This is a genomic window from Variovorax atrisoli (assembly GCF_014195185.1).
GTDB classification, from domain to species: Bacteria; Pseudomonadota; Gammaproteobacteria; order Burkholderiales; family Burkholderiaceae_C; genus Variovorax; species Variovorax atrisoli.
The window spans coordinates 235762-260829 of the sequence record NZ_JACIBG010000010.1 but is presented as its reverse complement, the minus strand read 5'-3'; the positions used below and the strand labels follow the sequence as shown (position 1 = coordinate 260829).

Sequence of the window (25068 nt, the reverse complement as noted above, 5' to 3'; positions counted from 1 at the left end):
TTCCCCCGGCCGCAGCAAGGTTAAGCAACCTTTTGCCCGAACCGCGCTCAGAGATGGCGGCGGGCACTGCGGCCCCTAGATTGACCGAACCATTCCAACAAGGAAGACGACGTTGAAGAACCTTTCGCGACTTGCTCTGCTGGCCCTCGTTGCCAGCCTCGCCGCCTGCTCCGTGCTCGAGAGCGACAAGATCGACTACAAGAGCGCTGGCAAGGCCCCGACGCTCGAAGTCCCACCCGATCTCTCCCAGCTTTCGCGCGACAACCGCTACGCCATCCCCGGCGGTGCCGTGAGCGCCAACTCGTACCAGGCAGGCATCGCCAACGCCCCGGGCATTCCCACCGCAGTGGCCAACATCGGCGACGTGCGCATGGAACGCTCGGGCACGCAGCGCTGGATCGTCGTCAACCGCACGCCCGACCAGCTCTGGGACCCGGTGAAGGACTTCTGGCAGGAGAACGGCTTCCTGCTGACCACCGACCAGCGCAACCTGGGCATCATGGAAACCGACTGGGCCGAGAACCGCGCCAAGCTGCCGCAGGACATCATCCGCGGCACTCTGGGCAAGCTGGTCGATTCGGTCTACTCCACCGGCGAACTCGACCGCTTCCGCACCCGCCTGGAACGCACGTCGACCGGCACCGAGATCTTCATCAGCCACCGCGGCATGCAGGAGGTCTACAACAACTCCCGCCAGGACCAGACCGTGTGGCAGCCCCGCCCCAGCGATCCTGAGCTCGAGACCGAATTCCTGCGCCGCCTGATGGTCAAGCTCGGCGTCTCGCAGGAGCAGTCGAAGATCCTGGCCGCGACCAACTCCACGCCCAAGACCGCAACCATCGCCAAGGTCGGCAACCAGCCGGTCGTGCAGATCAGCGAAGGCTTCGACCGCGCATGGCGCCGCGTCGGCCTCGCGCTCGACCGCACCGGCTTCACCGTGGAAGACCGCGACCGCAGCGCCGGCGTCTACTTCGTGCGCTACGTGCCGCCGAATCCCGACAAGAAGGAGCCCGGCTTCTTCGGCAAGCTGTTCGGCGGTTCGAGCAAGGCCGAAGCGCCCGCGAAGTTCCGCATCTCGGTCAAGGGCCAGGGCGAATCCACCACCGTGTCCGTGCTCAACGAAGCCGGCGCGCCCGAGACCTCGGTCAACGCCGAGCGCATCGTCAAGGTCATCGCAGACGACCTGAGATAACCCGCATGCTCCGCTTCCGAAGCCTCGGCAGCGGCAGCACGGGCAACGCCGCGCTGGTCGAGACGACCAGCGCCGGCCGCACCTCCCGCCTCCTCGTCGACTGCGGCTTCGGCCTCAAGCAGCTCGACTTGCGCCTGGCCCAGGCGGGCCTTGCAGCCAGCGACATCGACGCGGTCTTCGTGACACACGAGCACGGCGACCACATCGGCTGTGCCCATTCGCTGTCGCGGCGCAACCGCATTCCCGTCTGGATGAGCGAAGGCACCTGGCTCGCCACCGGCGGGCGCGATTTCGAGGGACGGCTCAACCTCGCGCGCGACGATGCCGAGTTCACAGTCGGCGACATCTGCGTGCAGCCCTTCACCGTTCCGCACGATGCGCGCGAGCCGCTGCAACTGCGCTGCACCGACGGCAATCGCACGCTGGGCGTGCTGACCGACCTCGGCCATGCCACGGCCCACGTGCTGGCCCGATTGGACGGCGTGCATTCGTTGCTGCTGGAGTTCAACCACGACAGCGAACTGCTGGCCAACTCGAGCTACCCGCCTTTCCTCAAGCACCGCGTGGGCGGCAACTACGGGCACCTGTCGAACATGGCCGCGGCCGACATCGCACGCGCACTGCTGCATGACGGTCTCAGGCACGTGGTCGCGGCACACCTGAGCGAGCAGAACAACCGGCCCGAGATCGTGCGGCGCCTCATGGCAGAAGCACTGGGCGGCAACGAGGCCGAGATGCTGACCGCCACGGCCGCCACTGGCTCGCCCTGGCTCGACGTCTGAGCACCGCCTCCGCCAGCCTCACGCTCTGCTAAGAAAAAAAGCCGCCTCACGGCGGCTTTCTGCATGGCTGATGCAGGGTCTGTTTACTGCTTCGGCGCTTCGTTCTTCTTCGCGGCCTCGGTGGCTGCATTCGCAGCATCGAGTGCCGATTGAGAGCCCGAAGACGGGGCAGTCGACGACGAGGACGATGCGCCCGGATCGGCCGATGGCGCAGGAGCCGGAGCAGCAGGTGCGGGCGCGGGTTCAGTCACGGGCGCAGGAGGCGGCGTCACGACAGCCGGCGCTGCATCCTCCTTCTTGCCGCAGGCGACGAGCGCGGCAGCGGCAATCAGCGAGGCGATCAGGACGGACGATGACTTCTTCATGGAATCTCCTTTGGCTATGAAGGTCTGGACGAAAAAATTCTAGACCTGCATATCCGTCCGAATATGTCTCGCGGCCGCATTCGCGGCATTGGCTTACAAGCCGAGTGTCGATGCAGGAAACGCAGGTCGACCGTTGCGCCAGCACTCTTCGATGGCCTCGCGCAATTCGCGGCGAGCGCGTGCCTCTGCGCCGCTCACGCCCCTGCTTCGCTCGGGGTCGATGCGATGCACGAACCACGAGGGCGTCCAGATGGCGCTCGGCACTTCCGTGCCCGACGCCTTGCCCGCGGCCCTGCATTCGATGATGTGGTCCCACATGCGGCGCCATGCAACGAAGCGCGCATGGCCGCGCTCGAGAACGTCGTAGCGTTGCGCGAGCAGCATCAGGCGGCGGCCGCTCGCGGCCCAGGCCTGCAGCGCCTCGATGGTCGCGCGTTCGCCCAGCGGCCAGTCGGCGAAGTCGAGGTCGCTGAAGACCATTTCCTTCCAGCCCTCGCGCGCTGCAGCCGCGAACGCATTGCGCAGGAGTACGTCGAAGGCCTCGCGACCATCGAAGCGCCCTTCGGGCAGCGGCGAAGCGGCTGCTTCATCCGGCATGCAGCCACCCCGCCTCGCACCACTCCGCCAGCAATGCCAGGGCGCCCTCGCTGGCGCGTGCGAGTTCGCGCGGACCGAGTTCGCGGCGATCTGCCAGCCTGCGCATCAGCGTCGCATCGGCACCGCCTGCGCGAAAGCTCTCGCCATTGATGTAGATGTGACGTGCGTCGTAGAGCATGCGCGTGCGGCGGTCGAGCTTCACCTGCTGCATGGCCGCGGGCGCCTCGCCGCCTTCGCCGAACCAGACATTGGCCTTGGGTTCGGTGAGCGATTCACCCAGTGCACGGTCGACGGCATCCGCATCACGCAGCGCGGCCTCGATGGCCTTGCGCGCGAAGGCCTGCAGGGCCGCGGGCATGGCTGCCGGCGAATCGACGGCGGGCTGCGCAGGATCGCGATACCGCGCGAGCTCGGCCGGCCCGGCGTCTTCCAGGTCTTCGGCGTAGGCCTGCGCCATGCGCGCCAGCAGGTCGGCGCCGAGTTCGCCCAGGGCCGACGAGCGCAGTCCGATGGAATACGTCATGCAGTCGCCGCCGACGGCCACGCCGTCGTGGGCGTAGCGCGGCGGGAGGTAGAGCATGTCGCCGGGTTCGAGCACGAAGGTCTGCTCGGGCTCGAAGTTCTCGAGGATCTTCAGCGGCAGGCCCGGCTGCAGCCGCAGGTCGCCCTGCTTGCCGATGGACCAGCGCCGGCGCCCGTGCGCCTGCAGCAGAAACACGTCGTAGCTGTCGAAATGCGCGCCCACGCCGCCGGTGTCGCTCGCGTAGCTGATCATCAGGTCGTCGAGGCGCGCATCGGGAAGGAAGCGGAACTGCCTCATCAGCTCGTGCACGCCCTCATGGTGCAGGTCGACACCCTGCACCAGCAGCGTCCACGCCGGCTGCTTCAGCGACGGCAGGGCGCGCCGGGCAAGAGGGCCGTGCCTGAGCGACCAGCCGTTCTTGCCGTGGCGGATGAGGCGCGATTCGACGTCCTCACGCTCGGCCAGGGCGAAGAGCTCGGAACGCTCGATCGGTGGCACCATCGCGGGTATCGCCTGCCGCACGAGCAAGGGTTTTCTCTGCCAATGTCGCCGCATGAACTGCGCGGCGCTCAGGCCGCCCAGCAGGGGCAGCGGTTTGTTGATCTCCATGGGAGAATTCTGCAATGGAAATCTCTGAACAATGCGTGGTCGGCCTGACCTGGACGATGAAGGACACGCTCGGCGACGTGCTGGACGTGCTCGAGGAGCCTGTGGAATTCCTGGTCGGCGGCGACGACCTCTTCGACGTGATCGAAGCGGCCCTGCAGGGCCATGAGCCCGGCGCCCGGGTACAGCTGCAGATCGAGCCGGAGCAAGGCTTCGGCGACTTCAACGACCAGCTGCTCTTCCTGGAGCCCCGCTCGCTCTTCCCCGAAGGCACCGAAGAAGGCATGACCTTCGACGGCTCCGCCCTGCCCAAGGGCGTGAGCGGCGACATTCCCAAGGATGCGATCTACACCGTGGCCGAGATCTATCCCGATCACCTAGTGCTCGACGGCAACCATCCGCTGGCGGGCATCGCGATCCGTCTCGACATCACTGTGCGTTCGGTGCGCGAGGCCACCGAAGAGGAAGTCGGCCGCGGAACGGCGGGCACGGGCTTCTTCAAGATTGCGCCGATGGCGCCGGGCAACCAGACGCTGCACTGACTGCCGCGCCCGCCCCATGAAAAAAGCCGGGCATTGCCCGGCTTTTTTCATGCCCAATGTGGGAACAACTCACATGCGCGAGATCTGGCCGTTGTCGATGCGCACGCGGTCGCCGATGCGCAGGTCGCCGGGGCTCTGCACGTCGAAGGCGCGATAGCCGCCGCGGTCGGTCTGCACCGAGACGCGGTACATCTCGTAGACGCGCGGGCCGTTCTGCTGCGCCTCGATGGTGTTGCCCAGCAGGGCGCCGCCCACGATGCCCAGCGCGGTCGCCGCGGCCCGGCCATTGCCTCGACCGAACTGGTTGCCCACCACGCCGCCGATCACGCCACCCGCGACGGCACCGCCGCCCGTGGTGCCGGTGCCGGCGGTTTCGCTGCGCAGCACCTCGATGTTGGCCACGTGGCCGTATTCGACGTAGGAGGCTTCCTGGTAGGGAATGGCCTGCGGAGGCGCCTGGTAGGGATAGCGCGAGGTCGTGTAGACCGGCGCCGGTGCCACGCACGCCGTGAGCGTGGCCAGGGCCAGCACGGAAGCGGTGACGGAAACAAAGCGCATTGAGATCTTCATGTTGGAGGCTCCTCGGAAAGAACGGTGCAAGGATGATGTATGCATGCACCCTGCGTGTGCCTGACTAACGCCGCAGCATCGGCCACGATGACGCCGTTCACACACTGAAACCTTCGAGGCGGGCGGCCCGAGCCGGTTCCGTTCTTTACCGCCCGGAAACCGGCCGGTCTTCAGGATTCGCTCAATGCTTGCCGGTGGAGCCGTACCCACCCTCGCCGCGTTGCGTGGGTGCAAATTCTGTGACCACACGAAACTGCGCCTGCACCACCGGCACGATCACGAGCTGCGCGAGCCGTTCCATCGGATTCAGCACGAAGGGCGTGTCGCTGCGATTCCAGGCGCTGATCTTCAGCTCGCCCTGGTAGTCGCTGTCGATCAGGCCGACGAGGTTGCCCAGCACGATGCCGTGCTTGTGGCCCAGCCCCGAGCGAGGAAGGATCAGCGCCGCATAGGCCGGATCGGCCAGATGGATCGCGATGCCGGTGCCCACCAACTGCCAGCCGTTGGGCTCCAGCGTGATGGGGGCATCGAGGCAGGCTCGCAGGTCGAGGCCGGCGCTTCCGGGGGTGGCATATGCGGGCAGTTGATCCACCATGCGTGGATCGAGGATGCGGACGTCGACTTTCACTTAGTTGTTGCCTTGCTTCTGTTGCTGTTCTCTTTGCTTGCGGGCCGCCTCTTCCAGCACCTGCTGCCACTTGGCGACGCCGGGGGTGAGCTTCAGGCCCTTCAACTTCCTGCCGAACCAGGCGGCAGCCGCCGCCAGGACGATCAGCACGCCGAACGGCACGCCCGCCGCCCAGAGCACCAGGAATGCCACCGCGCCGAAGACGCCCAGCACCTTGAGCAGCGCCGGGTCGAAGGAGCCGGGCTCCTTCTTCGGCACCTCGCCGTTGGGGAGTTCGGCGCGCTGCATCGCGGCCGAGACCGGCCCCTGTGCGTTGGGGCCGGCAGTCGTCGTCATGCCGACGTCCAGGCCATGCTCACCGGGCGAAGCGGCTCGCCTCGGCAACGCCGCCTGCGCGGACAGCCGCTCGACATAGCGGGCGAAATCGCCGTTCGGCGGCGTGTTCCATTGGGGATTCATCAGACCCTCCAGTCGGGAAGACGGGCTGCGATCTCGGTCATGAGCTCGCGCGCCAGCGTGAGCTTGGGGGCGCGCGGCAGCTCGCGCACGCCATTGGCATCGACCAGCAGCAGCGCGTTGTCGTCCTGCCCGAAGGTCAGCGGACCGATGTTGCCCACCAGCAGCGGGATGCCCTTGCGCTCGCGCTTGGCCTTGGCATGTTCGGCGAGGTTCTCGCTCTCGGCGGCGAAGCCTACGCAGAAAAGCTTCTTCGACTGGGCCCGCTCGCTCTTCGCGACGGAAAGGAGGATGTCCGGGTTCTCGGTGAAGTGAAGCACCGGCGTCCTGCCGCTGCCGTCCTTCTTGATCTTCTGCTCGCTCTGCGTGGCGGGGCGCCAGTCGGCGACGGCAGCCGTAGCTACGAAAATGCTAGCGCTCTGCGCTGCACGGGTCGTCGCGTCGAGCATCTGCTGCGCCGAGAGCACGTCGACGCGCGTCACGCCGCGCGGCGTGGGCAGGTGCACCGGGCCGGCCACCAGCGTGACCTCGGCGCCGGCCTCGCGGGCCGCCCGGGCGATGGCGAAGCCCATCTTGCCCGACGAATGGTTGGTGATGCCGCGGATCGGGTCCAGTGCCTCGAAGGTCGGGCCGGCCGTGACCAGCACCTTCTGCCCCGCCAGCAGCTTGGGGCTGAAGAAGGCGGTGACGTCCTCCAGCAGCTGCGCCGGCTCGAGCATGCGGCCGTCGCCGGTCTCGCCGCAGGCCTGCCAGCCGTTGCCCACGCCCAGCACGGTCGCGCCGTCGGCGGCCACCTGCATCAGGTTGCGCTGCGTGGCCGGATGGGCCCACATCTCGCGGTTCATGGCCGGGGCGATCAGCAGCGGGATGCGGTCCATCGGGCGGGCCAGGCACATCAGGCTCAGCAGGTCGTCGGAGCGGCCCTGCACCAACCGGGCAATGAAGTCGGCGCTGCAGGGCGCCAGCACGATCGCGTCGGCCTCGCGGCTCAGGTTGATGTGCGGCATGTTGTTGGGCTCGCGGGTGTCCCACTGCGAGGTGTAGACGGTGCGCCCCGAGAGCGCCTGCATGGTCACCGGGGTGATGAACTGCTCCGCCGCCTCGGTCATGACGACCTGGACGGTCGCGCCCGCCTTGACGAGCAGCCGGCACAGTTCGGCCGACTTGTAGCAGGCGATGCCGCCCGTGAGACCGAGAACGATGTGTTTGCCGGCGAGATCTTGCATGGGACGTATTGTTGCTCACATGCCATCGGCCCCACGCCAACAAGCCCTTGGCGAAAGGTGTCGCGAAGGGCACACCTATAATCGCAATTTCCCACTGCCCGGATTCACAGCATCCGGAACTGGCATGACCAAATTTGTCTTCGTCACCGGTGGTGTCGTTTCTTCCCTTGGCAAGGGAATCGCCTCCGCCTCGCTCGCCGCGATCCTCGAATCGCGCGGCCTCCAAGTCACCCTCATCAAGCTCGATCCGTACATCAATGTCGACCCCGGCACGATGTCGCCCTTCCAGCATGGGGAAGTGTTCGTCACCGACGACGGCGCGGAGACCGACCTCGACCTCGGCCACTACGAGCGCTTCGTCAACACGCGGATGCGCAAGGCCAACAACTTCACGACCGGCCAGATCTACAAGTCCGTGCTCGAGAAGGAACGCCGCGGCGACTACCTCGGCAAGACGGTGCAGGTGATCCCGCACATCACCAACGAGATCCAGGAATACATCAAGCGGGGCGCCGGCATCGGCACGGCGCACGAGGTGGACGTGGCCATCGTCGAGATCGGCGGCACCGTGGGCGACATCGAGTCGCTGCCCTTCCTGGAGGCCGTGCGCCAGATGAGCCTGCGCATGGGCCCGAACAACTCGGCCTTCGTGCACCTGAGCTACGTGCCCTGGATCGCCGCCGCCGGCGAGCTCAAGACCAAGCCCACGCAGCACACCGCGCAGAAGCTGCGCGAGATCGGCATCCAGGCCGACGCCCTGCTGTGCCGCGCCGACCGCCGCATCCCCGACGACGAGCGCGCCAAGATCTCGCTGTTCTCGAACGTGCCCGAATGGGGCGTGATCTCGATGTGGGACGTGGACACCATCTACAAGGTGCCCCGCATGCTGCACGAGCAGGGCCTGGACGGCCTGATCTGCGACAAGCTGCGCATCAACACGCCGCCGGCCAAGCTGCAGCGCTGGGACGACCTGGTCTACGAGGTCGAGCATCCGCAGAAGGAAGTCTCGATCGCCATGGTCGGCAAGTACGTCGACCTGTCCGACAGCTACAAGTCGCTCAACGAGGCGCTGCGCCATGCCGGCATGAAGAACCATGCCCGCGTGAAGATCGACTACATCGACTCCGAGACCATCTCGGCGCAGGACGTCTCCCGCCTGGCCAAGTACGACGCCATCCTGGTGCCCGGCGGCTTCGGCCAGCGCGGCGTGGAAGGCAAGATCTCGGCCGCGCGCTTCGCCCGCGAGAGCAAGGTGCCCTACCTCGGCATCTGCCTGGGCATGCAGGTCGCCACCATCGAGTACGCCCGCCACGTGGCCGGCCTGAAGAACGCCAACAGCACCGAGTTCGACCCCGAGACGCCCACCCCCGTGATCGCGCTGATCACCGAGTGGAAGGACGCCGACGGCACCGTGAAGATCCGCGACGAGAAGTCCGACCTCGGCGGCACCATGCGCCTGGGCGCGCAGAGCTCCGACGTGGCTCCGGGCACGCTGGCCCACAGCATCTACGGCGACGTGGTCACCGAGCGCCACCGCCATCGCTACGAAGCCAACGTGAACTACCTCGATGAGCTGCGCAAGGCTGGCCTCGTGATCTCGGCGCTCACCCAGCGCGAGCACCTGACCGAGATCGTCGAGCTGCCGCAGGACGTGCACCCGTGGTTCATGGGCGTGCAGTTCCACCCCGAGTTCAAGTCGACCCCGTGGGGCGGCCACCCGCTGTTCAACGCCTTCATCAAGGCCGCGCTCGAGCACAAGGAAAAGGGCTCGGGCAGCACCAACAAGACGCTGAAGGCCGTGGCATGAGCGCCGCGCCGGACCGCGCCAGGCAAGCTCGCGCCGCAGTGCGGAGCACGGAGGTAATCGAATGAGCAGCGGCTACGTCATCGCCCACGTCGAGGTGACCAACCCGACGCAGTACGAGGAATACAAGAAGTGGTCGACGGTCGCCATGCAGGCGCACGGCGCCGAGGTGTGCGTGCGCGGCGGCCAGGTGCAGCCCCTGGAGGGCGACTGGAAGCCCACGCGCGTCGTGATCCTCAAGTTCCCCAGCTTCGAGAAGGCCAAGGCCTTCTATGAGACGCCCGAGTACCTCAAGGCGCGCGAGGCCCGTGCCGGCGCCGCGATCATGAACATGATCGCCGTCGAGGGCCTCTGAGCCTTCCGATCCCTTTTCACATCTATTCATCCGCCCAAAGAGACCAGAAAGAGAAAGACAGAAGATGAGTGCAATCGTTGACATCGTCGGCCGCGAAATTCTCGACAGCCGAGGCAACCCCACCGTCGAATGCGACGTGCTGCTCGAGTCGGGCACCATGGGCCGCGCGGCCGTGCCCTCGGGCGCATCGACCGGCTCGCGCGAAGCCATCGAGCTGCGCGACGGCGACAAGAGCCGCTATCTCGGCAAGGGCGTGCTGAAGGCCGTCGAGAACATCAACACCGAGATCTCGGAAGCCGTGCTGGGCCTCGACGCCAGCGAACAGGCCTTCCTCGATCGCACGATGATCGACCTCGACGGCACCGACAACAAGGGCCGCCTGGGCGCCAACGCCACCCTCGCCGTCTCGATGGCCGTGGCCCGCGCCGCGGCAGAGGAATCGGGCCTGCCGCTGTACCGCTACTTCGGCGGCATGGGCGGCATGCAGCTGCCGGTGCCGATGATGAACGTCATCAACGGTGGCGCCCACGCCAACAACAGCCTCGACCTGCAGGAATTCATGATCATCCCCGTGGGCGCCAAGAGCTTCCGCGAGGCCGTGCGCTACGGCGCCGAGGTGTTCCACGCGCTCAAGAAGATCCTGGGCGACCGCGGCATCAGCACGGCGGTGGGCGACGAAGGCGGCTTCGCTCCCAGCGTCGAGAGCCATGAGGCTGCCATCCAGCTGATCCTGGAAGCCATCGACAAGGCGGGCTACACCGCCGGCGAGCAGATCGCCCTGGGCCTGGACTGCGCGGCCAGCGAGTTCTACAAGGACGGCAAGTACGTGCTGTCGGGCGAGAACCTCTCGCTGACCGCCGAGAGCTGGACCGACATGCTCGCGACCTGGGTCGACAAGTACCCGATCATCAGCATCGAGGACGGCATGCACGAAGGCGACTGGGACGGCTGGAAGCTGCTCACCGAACGCCTGGGCAAGCGCGTGCAGCTGGTGGGCGACGACCTGTTCGTCACCAACACCAAGATCCTGCAGGAAGGCATCGAGAAGGGCATCGCCAACTCGATCCTGATCAAGATCAACCAGATCGGCACGCTGACCGAGACCTTCGCCGCCATCGAGATGGCCAAGCGCGCGGGCTACACCGCCGTCATCTCGCACCGCTCGGGCGAGACGGAAGACAGCACCATCGCCGACATCGCCGTGGGCACCAACGCCGGCCAGATCAAGACCGGCTCGCTCTCGCGTTCCGACCGCATCGCCAAGTACAACCAGCTGCTGCGCATCGAGGAAGACCTGGGCGACATCGCCGTGTACCCCGGCCGCGGCGCGTTCTACAACCTGAAGTAACGCCGGACGCCACGCGGCATGCGCGCCCGCCTCGTTCCACCGATCGTCCTGCTGCTCCTGCTGGCCATCCTGCAGTGGCAGCTGTGGAACGGGCGCGGCAGCGTGCGCGACGTGGCCCAGCTGCGGACCAAGCTGGCCGACCAGAAGGACGCCAACGCCAAGGCCGCGCTGAACAACGAACGCCTCACCTCCGAGGTCAACGACCTCAAGGACGGCCTCGAGATGGTCGAGGAGCGCGCGCGCGCGGAACTCGGCATGGTGAAGCCGAACGAGGTCTTCGTGCAGATAGCGCACTGACCCCGGCCACTTCTTCTCCCGCCTCTTTTCTTTCTTCGCCTCAGAGCCGATGACCGAGCTTCTCTCGGCCCCCGCGTTCATGCTCTGGGGCTCTCCCGTGAGCTGGCTCGAGCTCGTCGCGTCGACACTGGCGCTCGCCATGGTGGGCTGCAACATGCGCGAGATCCACTGGGGATGGCCGCTGGCCATCGTCAGCTCCGTGCTCTACGTGGCGGTGTTCGCCAAGGCGCGCATCTACGGCGACGCCTCGCTGCAGGTCTTCTTCGCGCTCGTCGCGCTCTGGGGATGGGCGCAGTGGCTGCGCGGCCACCGGGCCGACGGCAGCGCACTGCGCGTCAGCCGGCTTTCGTCGCGCGGCATCGCGCTCACATTGCTGGCCTGTGCGGTGGCTTGGCCGGCGGTCGCCCTCTTCCTGCGCCGCTTCACCGACACCGACGTGCCCTGGTGGGACGGCTTCGCCACCGGCCTGAGCCTTGTCGGGCAGTTCCTGCTCGGGCGCAAGTTCATTGAGAACTGGCTGATCTGGCTGGCGGTGAACGTCGTGAGCGTGGGCCTCTTCATCCACAAGGGCCTGTGGCTCACGGTGGGCCTGTATGCGGTGTTCGCGGTGCTCAGCGTGGCCGGCTACCTTGCCTGGCGCCAGCGCATGCCTTCGAGCACCGTTGAGGCAGCGCGAGCATGACACCCGTACTGCCGACCGGCTGCGTCATCGCCCTGGTGGGTGCCGAGAGCACCGGCAAGACCGAGCTGGCCCGCGCCATCGCGCAGCGCCTGCAGGACCGCGGCGTTCCGACGACCTTGGTGAGCGAGTACCTGCGCGAATGGTGCGAGCGCGAGAACCGCACGCCGCGCCCCGACGAGCAGCAGGCCATCGCCGACGAGCAGACCCGCCGCATCGCGAGCGCCGCCGCCGCCGGCGTGGTGGTGGCCGACACCACCGCGCTTATGACGGCCGTCTACAGCGAGCAGCTCTTCGCCGACACGTCGCTCTACGAAGACGCCCTGGCTGCCCAGCGCGGCTACGCCATCACGCTGCTGACCGCGCTCGACCTGCCCTGGGTCGCCGACGGCATGCGCGACGGACCGCATGCGCAGCAGCCGACCGACACGCTGGTGCGTGCCGCGCTCGCGCGCGCGAAGCTCTCGTATGCCGTGGTGCACGGCAGCGGCGCCGAGCGGCTGGCCAATGCCTGGAACGCCATCGTCTCCATCGCGGGCAACGAGGGCCGGCCGCGCACGCGCGTCAAGTCCGACGCGAAACCCGCCTCCTGGTCGTGGCCTTGCGAGAAATGCTCCGACCCGGAATGCGAACATAGGCTCTTCAGCGATCTCATCGCGCGCCGCGAGTAGCACGCTCGCCCCCTGCACCTTACCGGAGACCCGATGCCCTTTTCGACCCTCGCGCGCATCGCCACGCTTCCTCTTCTTCCTGCCGCCCTGCTGCTCTCGGCGGCCGGTGCGGCCCACGCGGCGCCCGTCGCGGCCACCGTCGAGAACGGCACCACCACCACCGCCTGCGCCGAGGAAGACAACGTCTCGCTGACCCTGCGCGGCGAAGGCATCCGCCGCATGCGCATCGAGGCGCTGCAGCCCGACTACCTCGACAAGATCGGCAACGACGTCACCGCGCCCGACTTCTCAGGCTGCAACTTCGACGGCGGCGAGCATCCCACCGACCCGGCCTACCGCTTCCGCAAGCGCACCGTGGTGCTGATGGACAACGCCCAGTGGCGCGTCGTCGGCATGACGCTGCCGAGCTTCTGGCGCCCGCAGCGCGTGCCCGTGCAGGTGGGCAAGCGCAAGGACCGCGGCTTCCACCTGCTGCAGGTCTTCAGGAAGGAGAACGGCAAGCCGCTCGAGGCCATCGTGCTCTATCCGTCCGACGGCTACTGGCGCATCAAGCCGCTGCCCGAGGCGCGCTTCGGCGACGGGGTGTACGGCTCGTCCTTCCTGCTCGGCCCGGTCGAGGCCGCCGCACGGCCGGTGGTGAACATCGCGTCGATCCGCATCGTGCCCCGGCCGCTGGCCATCCATGTGCGCTTCACCGACGGCGGCAGTGCCGCGGTGAAGGTCGACGAGATCAGCCGCGTACGCACCGCGCTCGACGTCACGCTGTCGAAGCCGACCGCGAACGCCCAGCCTTTCGCGGTGCTGCGCTCGATGTACGTCACGCCCGACAACGCCGACGTGAGCGAGGTGCGCTGGCAGGCGTCGCCCCAGGCGGCGCAGCAGATGCTGCCGCTGCCGGAGGTGAAGAGCCTCCAGGCCACGCAGGTGCGCTTCGGGCGCAGCCTGCCTTCGAAGCACAACACGAGCGCGCCGGACATCGCGTTCGGTGGCTTCGACGACCGGGACTGAAGGCCGCGCGCGGCCTTGCCCTACTCGATGCCCAGGTCGGCGATGAAGCGCTCGCGCCGCTCGAGCGCTTCGAGTGCCTTCTTGCCCAGGCAGGTCGCGACCAGATTCAGCAGGCCCTCGCAGAAGATCACGTAGGCGCCCATCGAGTTGCTGAAGAAGGTGCTGCCGTGCGGCACGAAGAAGGAGTGCTGAGCGAAGGCCGCAAGCGGCGAAGCACGGTGGTCGGTGATGGCGATCACGACCATGCCGGCCTTGGCCGCGGCCTCGGCCGTTTCCGCGATGCTGCGCGTGTAAGGCTCCACGCTGGTCACCACCACCAGGTCGCCGGGCTGCAGCTGGGCCAGTCCTTCGGCCACGCCCAGCCCGTGCGGATCGAGCAGGGCCACGTCGCCGCGCACCATCGCCAGCCCGTAGGCCAGGAAGCTCGCGAGTGCGCTGAACTGCCGCAGTCCATGCACGCGCACCCGCGGCGCGGTGGCGAGCAGCCGGGCTGCCTGCTGCAATTCGTCGGCCGACAGTTGCGCGAGGAAGCCTTCGGTGTTGGCGATCGAATCGCGGGCGATATGCACCATGGTGTCGATCTCCGGACGCTGCCCCGGCCCCTCGGACTGCGAACGCTCCGATGCATGCGCCACCAGCCGGCCGGCCTGCTCGCTGTAGAAGTGGCGATGCCTGGACGCAAGCCCGTCTCTGAACACGGTCTGGAATTCCACGAAGCCGGTGTAGCCCAGCCGGGTGGCAAGGCGCGTGAGCGTCGATGCGTTCACGCCCAGCGAATCGGCCAGCTCGGTGATGGTGCGCACCGCAACCTCTTCCGGACGCTCGACCAGGCGCGCCAGCACGCTGTGCGCCTTGCTGCCCATCGAGATCAGCGCGTCGCCGCGCCCGAGGCTCACCGCCAGCGCGCGCAGCTCCTCGACGGTTCGCGGCGGCGAGGCGCCATCCGCGCTGCTGCCCGGGCTGTCGGTGTCGTCGGGATCAGGCTGGGCGGGCACGCCGGTCTTTTTCGGTGCTTGCATGGCCGTCGATCATATGGAATCGCGGCGGTCGGGCCGGGTGCTCGTACACCTCCCACTCGATGTGCGCAGCACCGGCGCCGATGCGGATGTCCGCAGTCGCCATCGTGTTCTCCGCGTCGCTGTCGTCCGGACTCGCACGCAGGATCGGGAACACCGCGTCGCTTCCGTCGGCGAGCAGGTGCAACGGATCGACCGTCTCGCCGCCGGCCAGCAGTGCATCGCCACGCTCCTGCCGATGCCGCGAAGAGCCCGTGACGATCTGCGGCAGTTCGCGCAGCGACGCATGCAGCGCATGGTTGGCATGCAGCCGCCGACCGTCGATCTCCACGATGGAACATGCTTCGGAGCTGAACTCCACGCTGAACAGCCCGGGCGAAGCCCGGTGCGCCACGGTAAGGTGGAAGCCGCCCGCGCGCTCGCTCGACTCGAGCAGCGTGCGCACCTCCATCAGGCTGGCGGTCTCGAGCAGCGCCCGTGCGAGCACCATGCGGGGAACGCCGGGGCGCACGTTCAGGCAGCGCAGGTTGTTCACCGTCATCGCGAGGCCGGCCTCGGTCACCGCGAAGGTGTGCCCTGGCAGCGAGCCCGGGTAGACGAAGGACGCGAAGGGCACGCCGCCCTCCACCGCGCACTGCGCGATCGCGCAATGCCCGGCGAAGGCCGGGTCGCCGTCTTCGTTGTGCGTGATGCGGCGCAGCGCACCCGCCGATTCCTGCACCGTGGTGCAGCCGTCGGGCGCCATGGCCCAAAGATCGCCGCGGCTGTTCCACAGGAACACTTCTTCGAGGGGCAGCTCCAGCCCTGCCGCAAGTCCCTGGAGCTCATCCCAGACGCGCGGGAAGCGCGAACGCACCAGCGCGGACATCGCCGCGGCGGCAGGCGTGCCGCGATGGTGCATCACCGATGCCCAGGCAGGTGAATGCCGCGCGTAGTCCTGCATCGCCGCGGCGCCGAAGCGGCCCAGCGTTCGTCCGGTCTCGAAGGGCGAGCCTGCGGCTTCGAGGTAATTCAATGTCGGCATGTCACTCCACGTGCTGAAGAAAATCGCGCAGGCGCTGGTTGGGCGGGTTGTCCAGCAGCTGCGCCGGCGGTCCGTCGACCGTGATGTGGCCATGCTCCATGAAGATCAGCCGCGTCCCGACCTTGCGGGCGAACTGCATCTCGTGGGTCACGACCACCATCGTCATGCCCTCCTCGGCGAGCGACTGCATCACGCGCAGGACCTCCTGGCGCAGCTCGGGGTCGAGCGCGGAGGTCGGCTCGTCGAACAGCATCAGCTTCGGCCTGACGGCCAGCGCGCGTGCGATGGCCACGCGCTGCTGCTGTCCGCCCGAGAGCTCGCTCGGGTAGTGGTTCATGCGCTCGGCGAGCCCGACCTTGGCGAGCAGTTCGGCCGCCTGGGCCTGAGCCTGCGACCTGGAGGCGCCGCGCACCTGGCGCGGGCCGAAGGCGACGTTCTCCAGCGCGGTCATCTGCGGGAACAGGTTGAACTGCTGGAACACCATGCCGGCCTCCTGGCGGATCTCGCGCGCCACGGCATTGCCGCCGCGCACGCTGAGGCCATCCACCAGCAGGTCGCCGCCGTCGATCTGCTCCAGCGCGTTGATGCAGCGCAGCAGCGTCGACTTGCCCGAGCCCGAGGGGCCGATCAGCACCACGACCTCGCCCTTGCGGATCTGCAGGCTCACGCGGTCGAGCACCTTGTTGGCGCCGAAGCGCTTCTCGACATTCTTGAATTCGACGATGTTCACAGGATGCGCATCCTTCTTTCGACGGTCCGCAGGCCGAGCGTGAGCAGCCCGATCAGCAACAGGTAGATGGCAGCGACCGCGCTCCAGATCTCGATGGCGCGGAAGTTGGCGGCCATGATTTCCTGCCCCTGGCGCGTGAGCTCGCCGACGCCGATGACGATGAAGAGCGAGGTGTCCTTCAGGCTCACGATGAACTGGTTTCCCAGCGCCGGCGTCATGCGCCGGAACGCGACCGGGCCGACGACGAACGCCAGCACCCGCCAGCGCGGCAGGCCCATGGCCAGCCCCGCCTCGCTCAGGCCGCGCGGCACCGAGAGGAAGGCGCCGCGCACGATCTCCGCGATGTAGGCGCCCGAGTTGATGACGATGGAGGCGATGGCCGCCGTCATCGGGTCCACGCGCACGCCCAGCAGGCCGGGCAAGGCGAAGTAGATGAACATGACCTGCACCACGATGGGCGTGCCCCGCACCAGCCCCACGTAGGCGAAGCCGATGCTCGCGACGGGGCCGTTCCCGTAGGCGCGCATCAGGCCGAACAGCACCCCCAGCAGCATGCCTCCGGCAAGACCCGCCACGGTGATGAGCACCGTCAGCTGCGCGCCCTTCAACAGCGCCGGCAGCGCGCCGGCGATCACTGACCAATCGAAATCCATGAATGGCTCCGTGGCTACCGCTCAGGACTTCGGCGGTTCGGCCTTGAACCACTTGCGGTAGATGGCGGCGTAGCGGCCGTCGGCCTTGATCTTCGCGAGCGCCGCGTTCACCTGCGGCACCAGCGGGCTGCCCTTGGGAAAGCCGATGCCGTACTGCTGCGCCATCATCTGCGGGCCGACCGCCTTGGCCTTGCCCGCGCCTGCGGTGGCGATGTAGTACAGGACGTTGGGCGTGTCATGCATGGCTGCATCGACGCGGCCGGTCATCAGCTCCAGGTAGGCGTTGTCGATGTTCGGGAACTGGCGCAGTTCGGTGCCGGCGAAGTTGGCCTTGGCGTAGTCGGCGGCGGAGGTCCCGGTCTTGATGGCCAGCGTCTTGCCCTTGAGGTCGGCCACGCCGGCGATCTTGCTGGCGGCGGGCACCATGAGGATGAAGCCGCTGTCGTAGTAGCCGTCGGAGAAATCGATGACCTTCTTGCGCTCGTCCTTGATGGTGATGCCGGCCAGCGCCACGTCGACGTTCCTGGTCTGCAGCGCGGGCAGGATGCCGGCGAAGTCCATCGGCTGCAGCTTGTATTCGAGCTTCAGCTCCTTGGCGACGGCCTCCCACAGGTCGATATCGAAGCCCACGTACTTGTCGCCCTCCTTGAATTCGAAGGGGACGAATGCGGTATCGACCGCCACCAGCAGCGGGCCGGCCGCCGTGGCGGGAGCGGCGATGAACGACGTGGCGACGGCCGCGGCCGCGAGCAGTCGGAGTACGAGTTTCTTCATGACAATCCTTCCGGAGTAAGAGCTCACCGAATTGGTGCAATTGAATTTGCAAGAAAATCAAATTCGCAAATACATTTGCATAATGTGTGCCATGCAGCGACACGCGGCAAGCTCGGGTTTGCCCTGAGCGCCACGGCGGCGCTCCCGGCGCCTGAACCGGGAGCGATGCTGATGTCTTGGAAACGGGAGCTGGAACCCGGAAGGCCCCCGCGCGGCGGGGGCTGGCGGCTTGGCCGCATCAGGCAGGCGTTGCGCCTGCCCTCATCTGTCGGTCGGTTACTGAACGACCTGGCTGCCCGGCGCCCTGTCGCCCGCCGGCGTGAAGATCTGCGCAGCGTCGACCGCGTCGAAGCGGTACTGCTTGCCGCAGAAGTCGCAGCCCACCTCGATGTTGCCGCGCTCGGCGAGGATGCTCTCGGCCTCCTGCTCGCCGAGGCCGCGGATCATCTGGGCCACGCGCTCTCGGCCGCAGGTGCAGGCGAAGTGCGGGCCGAGCATGCCGGCCTGCGGCTCGAAGCGCAGCAGTTTCTCTTCCCAGAACAGGCGGCGCAGGATGGTCTCGACGTCGAGCGTGAGCAGCTCTTCGCGCGTCAGGCTCGACGCGAGGATCGAGATGCGGTTGTAGTCCTCGTTGCGGCCGATCTGGTCTTCATTCGCCTGGTCGTGGTCCTTGTCGGCGGTGCCTTCGAGGTTGCCCTCGCCCTTCACCGGCAGGCGCTGGATCAGCAGGCCGGCAGCGACCTTGTCGTCGGCGGCCAGCACCAGCGTGGTGTCGAGCTGCTCGCTCTGCAGCATGTAGTGCTGGAGCACGTCGCTGAGCTTGCCGAGCTTCTCGCCGTCGTCGCCGAAGAGCGGCACGACGCCCTGGTAGGGGGTGGTGCCTGGCAGCTTGTCCTTGGGGTCGAGCGTGATGGCGCAGCGGCCCTTGTTGCCCACGTTGACCATATCGGGCAGGCGCGCGTCGGCGGGCAGTTCGCCCATCACCTTGGCGGTGGCGCGCAGGCTCAGGTCAGGCTTGGACTCGGCCACCGCCACCTTGACGGGGCCGTCGCCGAAGATCTGCAGGATCAGCGCGCCGTTGAACTTGATGTTGGCCTGCATCAGCGTGGCGGCAGCCGTCATCTCGCCGAGCAGTTCGACCACCGGCTGCGGATAGGCGCCGGTGGCGGTGTTGGAGGCGCGCCGCGCGAGGATCTCCTGCCACGCGTCCGTCAGGCGCACGATCATGCCGCGCACCGGCAGGCCATCGAACAGGAATTTGTGCAGCTCGCTCAAAACATCGGTCCTCTCTCAATAAACAGTCTTCGCACGGAATACCGCGAAACCGGCTTCGCCGGGCCGGCGGCCACACGAAGTGGGCAAGCCTGAGGGTCAGGCAACTTTCTTCAGCCCCTTGGCAAAGCGCCGGGCGTTGGCCACGTAGTTCTCCGCGCCCTGGCGCAGCTTGGCGGCAGCCTCGTCGTCGAGGGTGCGCACCACCTTGGCGGGCGAGCCCATGATGAGCGAGTTGTCGGGGAACTCCTTGCCTTCGGTCACCACGCTGCCGGCGCCAACGATCGAATTGCGGCCGATCTTCGCGTTATTCAAGACCACGGCCTGGATGCCGATCAGCGTGTTGTCGCCGATGGTGCAGCCATGCAGCATCACCTGGTGGCCGACGGTCACGTTGTCGCCGACGGTCAGGGGGCAGCCGATGTCGGCGTGCAGCACCGACAGGTCCTGGATGTTGCTGTTGCGCCCGATGCTCAGCGTCTCGGTGTCGCCGCGCAGCACTGCGCCGAACCATACGTTGGCGTTGTCCGCCAGCCTGACGTTGCCCATCACCTCCGCGCTGTCGGCCACCCATGCACCTTCGCCCACCTGGGGTGCCACACCGTCGAGTTCGTAGAGCGCCATTGTTTCCGGTCCCTGCAAGGTCAAAACCTAGAATTGTAGGGATGCACCCCCGATTGAGCGCGCTGGCCGCGCTTCGCCTTACGGATCCCGATGAAAAGGTGGCCGCCACCCGTGCCATTGGCGCCATGTCTATGGACGGCGCTACCGAATCCATAGCATCCGGACCCATCCGCACCGCCGGCGACGATCTCGGCGTGCCGGGCCGCCCCGAGCGCCCGCTGCGCGTGGCCGCCACCGCCGTGCAGAAGCGCTCGCCCTTCACCACCGAAGGCCGCGCCGCGCTGATCCACTCGATCTGCCACATCGAGTTCAACGCGATCAACCTCGCGCTCGACGCCGTCTGGCGCTACGACGGCATGCCCGAGGCCTACTACCGCGACTGGCTGCGCGTGGCCGACGAGGAGGCGCTGCACTTCACGCTGCTGCACGCGCACCTGCAGGACATGGGCTGGCGCTACGGTGACTTCCCCGGCCACGACGGGCTGTGGAACATGTGCGAGAAGACGAAGGACGACGTGCTCGCCCGCATGGCGCTGGTGCCGCGCACGCTGGAGGCGCGCGGGCTCGACGCCACGCCGCTGATCCAGGGCAAGCTCAAGCGCGTGAACACACCCGACGCCCTGCGCGCGGTCGAGATCCTCGACATCATCCTGCGAGATGAAGTGGGCCATGTGGCCATCGGCAACCACTGGTACCGCTGGCTTTGCGAGCGCGAAGGCATCGACCCCGAGGCCACCTACCCCGCGCTGGTGGCGCGCTACGAGGCGCCGCGGCTGAAGCCGCCATTCAACCTCGAGGCGCGCGGCCGTGCCGGCTTCAGCAGCGAGGAGCTGCGCCAGCTCTCAAGCGCCCAGGACAAGGCCTGAAGGTCCGCCGCCCTAGGCCGGGCGGGCATGCACCACCAGCTTCGGCGTGAAGTGCTGGAGCACGTCGCCATGCTGGTTGAGCGTCTGGCAACGCATCTGCACCATCGCGCGGCCGGGCTTGGAGCGCGAGGGAACGATGTCGACGATCTCGCTTTCCACGTGCAGCACGTCGCCGGGGCGTGTCGGCTTGGGCCATTGCAGCTCGCCGCCCGAGCCGATGATGCCGTCGGCCAACGGAATGCCGCTCTCGACCAGCAGCTTCATCGTGAGCGCGGCCGTGTGCCAGCCGCTCGCGGCGAGGCCGCCGAAGAAGGTGCTCTTGGCGGCCTCTTCGTCGGTGTGGAAGGGCTGCGGGTCGAACTGCTGCGCGAAGGCCTTGATCTGCGCCGCGTCGAGCGCATGCTCGGCACTGCGGAAACGGTCGCCGACCTTCAGGTCTTCGAGATACAGCTTGGCCATGGGGTCTCCTTTGTCGTCAGTGGCGATCGTCATTCTCGCGGGCTGCGCCGCGTCAGACGCGCTCGAGGATCGTCGCGATACCCTGCCCTCCGCCGATGCACTGCGTGGCCAGCGCATAGCGGCCCTTCTCGCGCGCCAGCAGCGACGCCGCCTTGCCGGTGATGCGCGCGCCCGTGGCGCCCAGCGGATGGCCGATCGACAGGCCGCCGCCGTCGAGGTTGATCTTCGCCGGATCGAGCCCCAGATCGCGGATGCAGGCCAGCGCCTGCGAGGAGAAGGCTTCGTTGATCTCGATCACGTCGAGGTCGGCCGCGCTCAGGCCCGCGCGTGCCAGCGCCTTGCGCGTGGCGGGGATCGGGCCGATGCCCATGATCGCCGGGTCGACGCCCACCGTCGCGAACGAGCGGATGCGCGCCAGCGCCTTCAGGCCGTGCTTCGCCGCGAAGTCGTCGCTGGTGACGAGTACCGCCGCAGCGCCGTCGGTCAGCGGCGAGGAGGTGCCGGCCGTCACCACGCCGTCAGGGCGGAACGCGGGCTTGAGGTTCGCCAGCGCCTCGGCGGAGGTGGTCGGGCGGATGCAGCCATCGGCGTCGATCACGTCGCCCGAGGCGAGGCGCACCGGCACGATCTCGCCGGCCAGGCGCCCCTGCGCGCGCGCCTCGGCCGCCTTGCGGTGCGACTCCACCGCGAAGGCATCCTGGTCGGCGCGGCTCACGTTCCAGCGCTGCGCGACGTTCTCGGCGGTCTCGCCCATCGAGATGTAGGCGTCGGTGTTCTCCTTGAGCTCGGGGCTCGGCGAGAAGTTGAAGCCGCCCTGCGGCACCATCGTCATCGACTCCACGCCCACGCACAGGAACGCATCGCCCATGCCCGCCTCGATCTGCGCTGCGGCGATGTGCACGGCCTGCATCGAGGAGCCGCAGAAGCGGTTGACGGTCATGCCGCCGACTTCATGCGGAAGCCCTGCCAGCAGCCCGACGATGCGCGCGAGGTTGTTGCCCTGCGAGGCCTCGGGGTAGGCGCAGCCGAGGATGACGTCTTCGAGCAGCGTGGGGTCGAGGTCGGTGCGCTGCAGCAGGCCGCGCACCACGCCGGCGGCGAGCGTGTCGGGGCGCACCTCGGCGAGCGCGCCCTTCTTCGCGAAATGGAACGGGGAACGGGCGTAGGCGGAAATGACGGCTTTCATGAATGCTCTCCAGCAGGTTTGACTACCTTCCAATCGGTAGGCTTCGAGGTCGAAAAATAAGCACGCCGAAGCGTGCCTGCACGAGGCCGGGCGCTCAGCCCGGCAAGGAACTCCTGAGTTGGGCGATGGCGTCGTCGAAATCTTCGACGCGGCCCGTCATGCGCGCCGACAGCAGCGCGCCCTGGCACACGGAAAACACGTAGGCGGCCAGCGAGGCCACCGAGGCGCCGGTCTTGCGCTCGGGCATCAGCGCGCCCAGAACGCCGGTGAGCCACGTCACCTGAGTGTTGCGCAACTCCTGTACCGCCATGCGCAGTTCGTCGTTGACGACGCCCCAGCCAGGCGCCATCGCCCCTGCGGGACACATCGCCGAGCCGGCCCTGAGCGTGTTGCGGTACATGCGGAAATACGATTCGAGCGCGTCCTTCGGCTCGCGCGCGCGGGCGGCGTCCCAGTCCTTGAAGCCCTGCGTGGCCCCGCGGATCACCGCGACGCCCAGCGCCTCCTTGGTCGGGAAGTGGTGGTACAGACTGGCCTTGCGCACGCCGACCGCATCGGCCACGTCCTGGAAGCTGAAGCCCAGGTAGGAGCGCGTTTCGATCAGGCCCCGCGCCACCGCGAGGATCTGCTCGCGGGTGCTGCCGGTGGCCAGGGCTGTGGCGTTGGTCATCTACCTACTATAAGGTAGGTAAGATCAACCCACAAGCCGGGGTGTCATGAAGGCGTCAGCCGCCTGGTCAATCGGCCTTCTCAATCGGCCTTGATGCCCGCCGCCTTGACGATGCGCCCATTGCTCTCGAACTCGCTGGCGATTTCCTTCGCGAACGCGGCCGGCGTGCCGCCCGTGGGCACGTTGTCGGTGGCCGTCAGCTTGGCGCGCAGTTCGGGCGTGGCCAGCGCCTTGTTGATCTCTGCGTTGTACTTCGCGACCAGCGCCGGCGGCGTGGCAGCGGGTGCGAACACGCCGAACAGCGAATTGATGTTCGCCGCCTTGTAGCCCAGTTCGCCCAGCGTGGGCACCTGCGGGAGGCTGTCGAGCCGCGCGGGCGCGCCCACCGCCAGCGGACGCAGCTTGCCCGACTGGATGTGCGAAGAGAGCGTCGGGCTCGCGTTGGTGGAAAGGATCTCGAACTGCCCGCCGATCGCGTCGTTGAGCTGCTGGCCGCCGCCCTTGTAGGGCACGTGCGTGATGTCGACGCCGGCCGCGGCGCGCAGTTGCTCGAGCACGATGTGGCCGAGCGAGGCCGACCCCGAGGTCGCCCAGCGCACCGCCCCCGGATGTGCCTTGGCATCGTCGATCAGCGCCTTGAAGTCCTTGGCCTTGCTCGCCGGGGTGGCGATGAGCAGCACCGGCGAATACATCACGCTGGCCACGGGCGCCACGTCCTTGAGCGGATCGAAGGGCAGCTTGCCCAGGTGCGGGCTCAGCACCAGCGGGCTGATGGCCGAGAAGCCCAGCGTCGCACCGTCGGGCGCGGCCTTGGCGACGGCGTCCATGCCGATGGCGCCGCTCGCGCCCGCGCGGTTGTCCACGACCACCGTGACGCCCATCTGCGCCGCGAGCCGATCGCCCAGCGCACGCGCGACCACGTCGCTGACGCCGCCCGCCGGGTAGGCGACGATGAGGCGCACGGTCTTTGGCACGGTCTGCGCGATGGCACCGGATGCGGCGCACAGCGCGGCGGCGGCGAGGAGTCGGGTCGCCGTGCGGCGCGAGGGCTTCGAGGAAGCGAGGAAATTCATGGTGTCGTGTGTGGCAGCCCTTGTCGTCTGCCTGCTTGCTTGCGTGATGGAGGGTGTCAGTCCAGCTGCAGCTTGCGCTCCTTGATCAGCCTGGACCACTTCTCATTGTCCGCCTTCACGAAAGCCGCGAACTCGGCCGGCCCGAGCGAGTGCACTTCGGCGCCTGCCGTCGAGAACTTGGCCTTGATCTCGGGCTGCGCCAGCGCTTTCGCGAGCTCGCCGGAAAGCCGATCGACCACCTCCTTCGGCATGTTGGCCGGCCCCACCAGCCCCTGGAAGCCGACCGACTCCATGCCCGCGAGTCCCAGTTCCTTGACCGTCGGCACATCGGGCAGCTGCGGATCGCGCGCCGGGCCGGTCACGGCCAGCGCCTTGAGCTTGCCGCCCTTCACCTGCGGCAGCAGCACGCTGCCCGCGTCGATGAGGATCTGCGTCTGCCCGCCGATCAGGTCCTGCACCGCCGGGGCGCTGCCCTTGTACGGCACATGGGTCATGTCGAGCCCGGTCACCTGGTTCATGAGCTCGCCGTTGAGGTGCGTGGAGGTGCCGTTGCCGCCGGAGGCGAAGTTCACCTTGCCCGGCTGCCCCTTGGCCCAGGCGACGAACTCCTTGAGGTTCTTCGCCGGATGGTCGGGCCGCGTCACCGCGATGTAGCTGCCCTGGCTGATCTGCCCGATGTAGGTGAACTGTTTGATCGGGTCGTACGGCGGCTTGCTCTGCAGGTACGGCGCGATGGCGAAGGGCCCCGTGTTGGCAAGCAGAAGCGTGTAGCCGTCGGCCGGCTGGCGCGTGAGCTCGGTGGCCGCGATCATGCCGCTCGCGCCGGGCTTGTAGTCGACCACCAGCTGCTGCTTGAGCGCCTCCTGCAGCGGCGCCTGCACGGTGCGCGCCGCGAAGTCGATGCCGCCGCCGGGCGGATAGCCGACGATCAGGCGGATGGGCTTGGCGCTCGGAAATGCCTGCGCGAAAGCTGCGCCGCCGACGGCCAGCATTGCGGCCGCGACCATGGTTGCAGTCGTCTTCTTCATGGATGGTGTCTCCTGGTTTTTCTGAGGAAAGAAAACCGCGCGCC

At 67.7% G+C, this 25068-nt stretch carries 30 protein-coding genes; 11 read left to right on the top strand and 19 right to left on the bottom strand.

What is annotated here, in order from left to right:
• Nucleotides 1-112: 112 nt before the first annotated feature.
• A complete protein-coding gene (gene bamC, locus FHY06_RS30195) occupies nt 113-1192 on the top strand; it encodes an NlpB/DapX family lipoprotein (RefSeq protein WP_019655985.1) in 1080 nt (359 codons plus the stop codon).
• Between the two features lie 5 nt (nt 1193-1197).
• Nucleotides 1198-1974, top strand: a complete 777-nt coding sequence (locus FHY06_RS30190) for an MBL fold metallo-hydrolase (protein WP_184607256.1) — start codon at nt 1198-1200, stop codon at nt 1972-1974.
• Nucleotides 1975-2057: 83 nt separating this feature from the next.
• Here the strand turns inward: FHY06_RS30190 and FHY06_RS30185 are convergent, their stop codons facing one another.
• The 3 genes from FHY06_RS30185 to FHY06_RS30175 all read right to left on the bottom strand — a co-directional run bounded on the left by FHY06_RS30185 (nt 2058) and on the right by FHY06_RS30175 (nt 4068).
• The gene (locus FHY06_RS30185) at nt 2058-2339 is read right to left on the bottom strand and encodes a hypothetical protein (protein ID WP_019655983.1); all 282 of its coding nucleotides are present in this window, start codon (nt 2337-2339) and stop codon (nt 2058-2060) included.
• Nucleotides 2340-2432: 93 nt separating this feature from the next.
• On the bottom strand, nt 2433-2936 hold the full coding sequence (locus FHY06_RS30180) for a hypothetical protein (RefSeq protein ID WP_184607255.1): 504 nt from the start codon (nt 2934-2936) through the stop codon (nt 2433-2435).
• On the bottom strand, nt 2926-4068 hold the full coding sequence (locus tag FHY06_RS30175; RefSeq protein WP_184607254.1) for a JmjC domain-containing protein: 1143 nt from the start codon (nt 4066-4068) through the stop codon (nt 2926-2928). The genes FHY06_RS30180 and FHY06_RS30175 overlap by 11 nt, the downstream gene beginning before the upstream one ends.
• 14 nt (nt 4069-4082) lie before the next feature.
• Here FHY06_RS30175 and FHY06_RS30170 point away from each other — a divergent pair, with 14 nt between their 5' ends.
• Nucleotides 4083-4607: an FKBP-type peptidyl-prolyl cis-trans isomerase gene (locus FHY06_RS30170; protein ID WP_019655980.1), complete on the top strand. Its 525-nt coding sequence runs from the start codon at nt 4083-4085 to the stop codon at nt 4605-4607.
• 69 nt (nt 4608-4676) lie between these two features.
• Here FHY06_RS30170 and FHY06_RS30165 read toward each other — a convergent pair whose 3' ends face one another.
• The 4 genes from FHY06_RS30165 to coaBC form a co-directional block, all read right to left on the bottom strand.
• Entirely contained in the window at nt 4677-5177 is a 501-nt protein-coding gene (locus FHY06_RS30165) for a glycine zipper 2TM domain-containing protein (protein ID WP_019655979.1), read from the bottom strand.
• A 181-nt stretch (nt 5178-5358) separates the two neighbouring features.
• Nucleotides 5359-5805 (bottom strand): dUTP diphosphatase, encoded by a 447-nt coding sequence (gene dut, locus FHY06_RS30160; protein WP_019655978.1) that lies wholly within the window; start codon nt 5803-5805, stop codon nt 5359-5361.
• Complete coding sequence (locus FHY06_RS30155; protein ID WP_145758866.1) at nt 5806-6264, bottom strand: hypothetical protein; 459 nt, start codon at nt 6262-6264, stop codon at nt 5806-5808.
• The gene (coaBC, locus tag FHY06_RS30150) at nt 6264-7487 is read right to left on the bottom strand and encodes a bifunctional phosphopantothenoylcysteine decarboxylase/phosphopantothenate--cysteine ligase CoaBC (protein ID WP_126184918.1); all 1224 of its coding nucleotides are present in this window, start codon (nt 7485-7487) and stop codon (nt 6264-6266) included. Before coaBC ends, FHY06_RS30155 begins: the two co-directional genes overlap by 1 nt.
• Before the next feature lie 124 nt (nt 7488-7611).
• Here coaBC and FHY06_RS30145 point away from each other — a divergent pair, with 124 nt between their 5' ends.
• From FHY06_RS30145 to FHY06_RS30115, 7 genes are all read left to right on the top strand, one after another.
• A complete protein-coding gene (locus FHY06_RS30145; protein ID WP_126184919.1) occupies nt 7612-9294 on the top strand; it encodes a CTP synthase in 1683 nt (560 codons plus the stop codon).
• Nucleotides 9295-9355: 61 nt separating this feature from the next.
• Nucleotides 9356-9646 (top strand): DUF1330 domain-containing protein, encoded by a 291-nt coding sequence (locus FHY06_RS30140; protein ID WP_019655974.1) that lies wholly within the window; start codon nt 9356-9358, stop codon nt 9644-9646.
• Between the two features lie 64 nt (nt 9647-9710).
• Complete coding sequence (gene eno / locus FHY06_RS30135; protein ID WP_019655973.1) at nt 9711-10994, top strand: phosphopyruvate hydratase; 1284 nt, start codon at nt 9711-9713, stop codon at nt 10992-10994.
• A gap of 18 nt (nt 10995-11012) precedes the next feature.
• Nucleotides 11013-11291: a cell division protein FtsB gene (ftsB, locus tag FHY06_RS30130; protein WP_019655972.1), complete on the top strand. Its 279-nt coding sequence runs from the start codon at nt 11013-11015 to the stop codon at nt 11289-11291.
• Between the two features lie 49 nt (nt 11292-11340).
• Nucleotides 11341-11973: a nicotinamide riboside transporter PnuC gene (pnuC, locus tag FHY06_RS30125; RefSeq protein ID WP_145758868.1), complete on the top strand. Its 633-nt coding sequence runs from the start codon at nt 11341-11343 to the stop codon at nt 11971-11973.
• Nucleotides 11970-12641, top strand: a complete 672-nt coding sequence (locus FHY06_RS30120) for an ATP/GTP-binding protein (protein WP_019655970.1) — start codon at nt 11970-11972, stop codon at nt 12639-12641. The genes pnuC and FHY06_RS30120 overlap by 4 nt, the downstream gene beginning before the upstream one ends.
• A gap of 33 nt (nt 12642-12674) precedes the next feature.
• On the top strand, nt 12675-13649 hold the full coding sequence (locus FHY06_RS30115) for a hypothetical protein (RefSeq protein ID WP_184607253.1): 975 nt from the start codon (nt 12675-12677) through the stop codon (nt 13647-13649).
• A 20-nt stretch (nt 13650-13669) separates the two neighbouring features.
• Here the strand turns inward: FHY06_RS30115 and FHY06_RS30110 are convergent, their stop codons facing one another.
• The 7 genes from FHY06_RS30110 to FHY06_RS30080 all read right to left on the bottom strand — a co-directional run bounded on the left by FHY06_RS30110 (nt 13670) and on the right by FHY06_RS30080 (nt 19742).
• The gene (locus FHY06_RS30110) at nt 13670-14668 is read right to left on the bottom strand and encodes a MurR/RpiR family transcriptional regulator (protein WP_184607252.1); all 999 of its coding nucleotides are present in this window, start codon (nt 14666-14668) and stop codon (nt 13670-13672) included.
• Entirely contained in the window at nt 14628-15689 is a 1062-nt protein-coding gene (locus FHY06_RS30105) for a C45 family autoproteolytic acyltransferase/hydrolase (protein WP_184607251.1), read from the bottom strand. The genes FHY06_RS30110 and FHY06_RS30105 overlap by 41 nt, the downstream gene beginning before the upstream one ends.
• Nucleotide 15690: 1 nt before the next feature.
• Nucleotides 15691-16419 (bottom strand): glutamine ABC transporter ATP-binding protein GlnQ, encoded by a 729-nt coding sequence (gene glnQ, locus FHY06_RS30100; RefSeq protein WP_132751566.1) that lies wholly within the window; start codon nt 16417-16419, stop codon nt 15691-15693.
• Entirely contained in the window at nt 16416-17072 is a 657-nt protein-coding gene (gene glnP / locus FHY06_RS30095; RefSeq protein ID WP_184607250.1) for a glutamine ABC transporter permease GlnP, read from the bottom strand. Before glnP ends, glnQ begins: the two co-directional genes overlap by 4 nt.
• A gap of 21 nt (nt 17073-17093) precedes the next feature.
• Nucleotides 17094-17846, bottom strand: a complete 753-nt coding sequence (gene glnH, locus FHY06_RS30090) for a glutamine ABC transporter substrate-binding protein GlnH (RefSeq protein ID WP_126184927.1) — start codon at nt 17844-17846, stop codon at nt 17094-17096.
• 276 nt (nt 17847-18122) lie between these two features.
• The gene (hslO, locus tag FHY06_RS30085) at nt 18123-19121 is read right to left on the bottom strand and encodes an Hsp33 family molecular chaperone HslO (RefSeq protein ID WP_019655967.1); all 999 of its coding nucleotides are present in this window, start codon (nt 19119-19121) and stop codon (nt 18123-18125) included.
• Between the two features lie 96 nt (nt 19122-19217).
• Entirely contained in the window at nt 19218-19742 is a 525-nt protein-coding gene (locus FHY06_RS30080) for a gamma carbonic anhydrase family protein (protein ID WP_019655966.1), read from the bottom strand.
• Nucleotides 19743-19783: 41 nt separating this feature from the next.
• Between FHY06_RS30080 and FHY06_RS30075 the strand changes: the two genes are divergently transcribed.
• Nucleotides 19784-20608, top strand: coding sequence for a ferritin-like domain-containing protein (locus FHY06_RS30075; RefSeq protein WP_184607249.1), 825 nt, complete (start codon nt 19784-19786; stop codon nt 20606-20608).
• A 12-nt stretch (nt 20609-20620) separates the two neighbouring features.
• On the opposite strand, the gene FHY06_RS30070 is transcribed toward FHY06_RS30075, so the two are convergent.
• The 5 genes from FHY06_RS30070 to FHY06_RS30050 all read right to left on the bottom strand — a co-directional run bounded on the left by FHY06_RS30070 (nt 20621) and on the right by FHY06_RS30050 (nt 25024).
• The gene (locus FHY06_RS30070) at nt 20621-21067 is read right to left on the bottom strand and encodes a MaoC family dehydratase (RefSeq protein ID WP_019655964.1); all 447 of its coding nucleotides are present in this window, start codon (nt 21065-21067) and stop codon (nt 20621-20623) included.
• A gap of 52 nt (nt 21068-21119) precedes the next feature.
• Entirely contained in the window at nt 21120-22253 is a 1134-nt protein-coding gene (locus tag FHY06_RS30065; RefSeq protein WP_184607248.1) for a thiolase family protein, read from the bottom strand.
• Nucleotides 22254-22347: 94 nt separating this feature from the next.
• On the bottom strand, nt 22348-22923 hold the full coding sequence (locus FHY06_RS30060) for a TetR/AcrR family transcriptional regulator (RefSeq protein WP_126184932.1): 576 nt from the start codon (nt 22921-22923) through the stop codon (nt 22348-22350).
• A gap of 80 nt (nt 22924-23003) precedes the next feature.
• Nucleotides 23004-23996, bottom strand: coding sequence for a Bug family tripartite tricarboxylate transporter substrate binding protein (locus tag FHY06_RS30055; protein WP_019655961.1), 993 nt, complete (start codon nt 23994-23996; stop codon nt 23004-23006).
• A 56-nt stretch (nt 23997-24052) separates the two neighbouring features.
• A complete protein-coding gene (locus FHY06_RS30050) occupies nt 24053-25024 on the bottom strand; it encodes a Bug family tripartite tricarboxylate transporter substrate binding protein (RefSeq protein WP_184607247.1) in 972 nt (323 codons plus the stop codon).
• Nucleotides 25025-25068: the final 44 nt, after the last annotated feature.

Coding starts and splice junctions, on each gene's coding strand:
- FHY06_RS30175 (WP_184607254.1), bottom strand. CDS start 4,068: ATGGAGATCAACAAACCGCTGCCCCTGCTGGGCGGCCTGAGCGCCGCG.
- eno (WP_019655973.1), top strand. CDS start 9,711: ATGAGTGCAATCGTTGACATCGTCGGCCGCGAAATTCTCGACAGCCGA.
- FHY06_RS30065 (WP_184607248.1), bottom strand. CDS start 22,253: ATGAAAGCCGTCATTTCCGCCTACGCCCGTTCCCCGTTCCATTTCGCG.
- FHY06_RS30070 (WP_019655964.1), bottom strand. CDS start 21,067: ATGGCCAAGCTGTATCTCGAAGACCTGAAGGTCGGCGACCGTTTCCGC.
- FHY06_RS30145 (WP_126184919.1), top strand. CDS start 7,612: ATGACCAAATTTGTCTTCGTCACCGGTGGTGTCGTTTCTTCCCTTGGC.
- FHY06_RS30180 (WP_184607255.1), bottom strand. CDS start 2,936: ATGCCGGATGAAGCAGCCGCTTCGCCGCTGCCCGAAGGGCGCTTCGAT.
- FHY06_RS30115 (WP_184607253.1), top strand. CDS start 12,675: ATGCCCTTTTCGACCCTCGCGCGCATCGCCACGCTTCCTCTTCTTCCT.
- FHY06_RS30055 (WP_019655961.1), bottom strand. CDS start 23,996: ATGAATTTCCTCGCTTCCTCGAAGCCCTCGCGCCGCACGGCGACCCGA.
- FHY06_RS30060 (WP_126184932.1), bottom strand. CDS start 22,923: ATGACCAACGCCACAGCCCTGGCCACCGGCAGCACCCGCGAGCAGATC.
- FHY06_RS30120 (WP_019655970.1), top strand. CDS start 11,970: ATGACACCCGTACTGCCGACCGGCTGCGTCATCGCCCTGGTGGGTGCC.
- pnuC (WP_145758868.1), top strand. CDS start 11,341: ATGACCGAGCTTCTCTCGGCCCCCGCGTTCATGCTCTGGGGCTCTCCC.
- FHY06_RS30050 (WP_184607247.1), bottom strand. CDS start 25,024: ATGAAGAAGACGACTGCAACCATGGTCGCGGCCGCAATGCTGGCCGTC.
- FHY06_RS30190 (WP_184607256.1), top strand. CDS start 1,198: ATGCTCCGCTTCCGAAGCCTCGGCAGCGGCAGCACGGGCAACGCCGCG.
- FHY06_RS30140 (WP_019655974.1), top strand. CDS start 9,356: ATGAGCAGCGGCTACGTCATCGCCCACGTCGAGGTGACCAACCCGACG.
- FHY06_RS30185 (WP_019655983.1), bottom strand. CDS start 2,339: ATGAAGAAGTCATCGTCCGTCCTGATCGCCTCGCTGATTGCCGCTGCC.
- FHY06_RS30080 (WP_019655966.1), bottom strand. CDS start 19,742: ATGGCGCTCTACGAACTCGACGGTGTGGCACCCCAGGTGGGCGAAGGT.
- FHY06_RS30075 (WP_184607249.1), top strand. CDS start 19,784: ATGCACCCCCGATTGAGCGCGCTGGCCGCGCTTCGCCTTACGGATCCC.
- coaBC (WP_126184918.1), bottom strand. CDS start 7,487: ATGCAAGATCTCGCCGGCAAACACATCGTTCTCGGTCTCACGGGCGGC.
- glnH (WP_126184927.1), bottom strand. CDS start 17,846: ATGAAGAAACTCGTACTCCGACTGCTCGCGGCCGCGGCCGTCGCCACG.
- FHY06_RS30110 (WP_184607252.1), bottom strand. CDS start 14,668: ATGCAAGCACCGAAAAAGACCGGCGTGCCCGCCCAGCCTGATCCCGAC.
- FHY06_RS30155 (WP_145758866.1), bottom strand. CDS start 6,264: ATGAATCCCCAATGGAACACGCCGCCGAACGGCGATTTCGCCCGCTAT.
- FHY06_RS30105 (WP_184607251.1), bottom strand. CDS start 15,689: ATGCCGACATTGAATTACCTCGAAGCCGCAGGCTCGCCCTTCGAGACC.
- FHY06_RS30165 (WP_019655979.1), bottom strand. CDS start 5,177: ATGAAGATCTCAATGCGCTTTGTTTCCGTCACCGCTTCCGTGCTGGCC.
- glnP (WP_184607250.1), bottom strand. CDS start 17,072: ATGGATTTCGATTGGTCAGTGATCGCCGGCGCGCTGCCGGCGCTGTTG.
- ftsB (WP_019655972.1), top strand. CDS start 11,013: ATGCGCGCCCGCCTCGTTCCACCGATCGTCCTGCTGCTCCTGCTGGCC.
- FHY06_RS30170 (WP_019655980.1), top strand. CDS start 4,083: ATGGAAATCTCTGAACAATGCGTGGTCGGCCTGACCTGGACGATGAAG.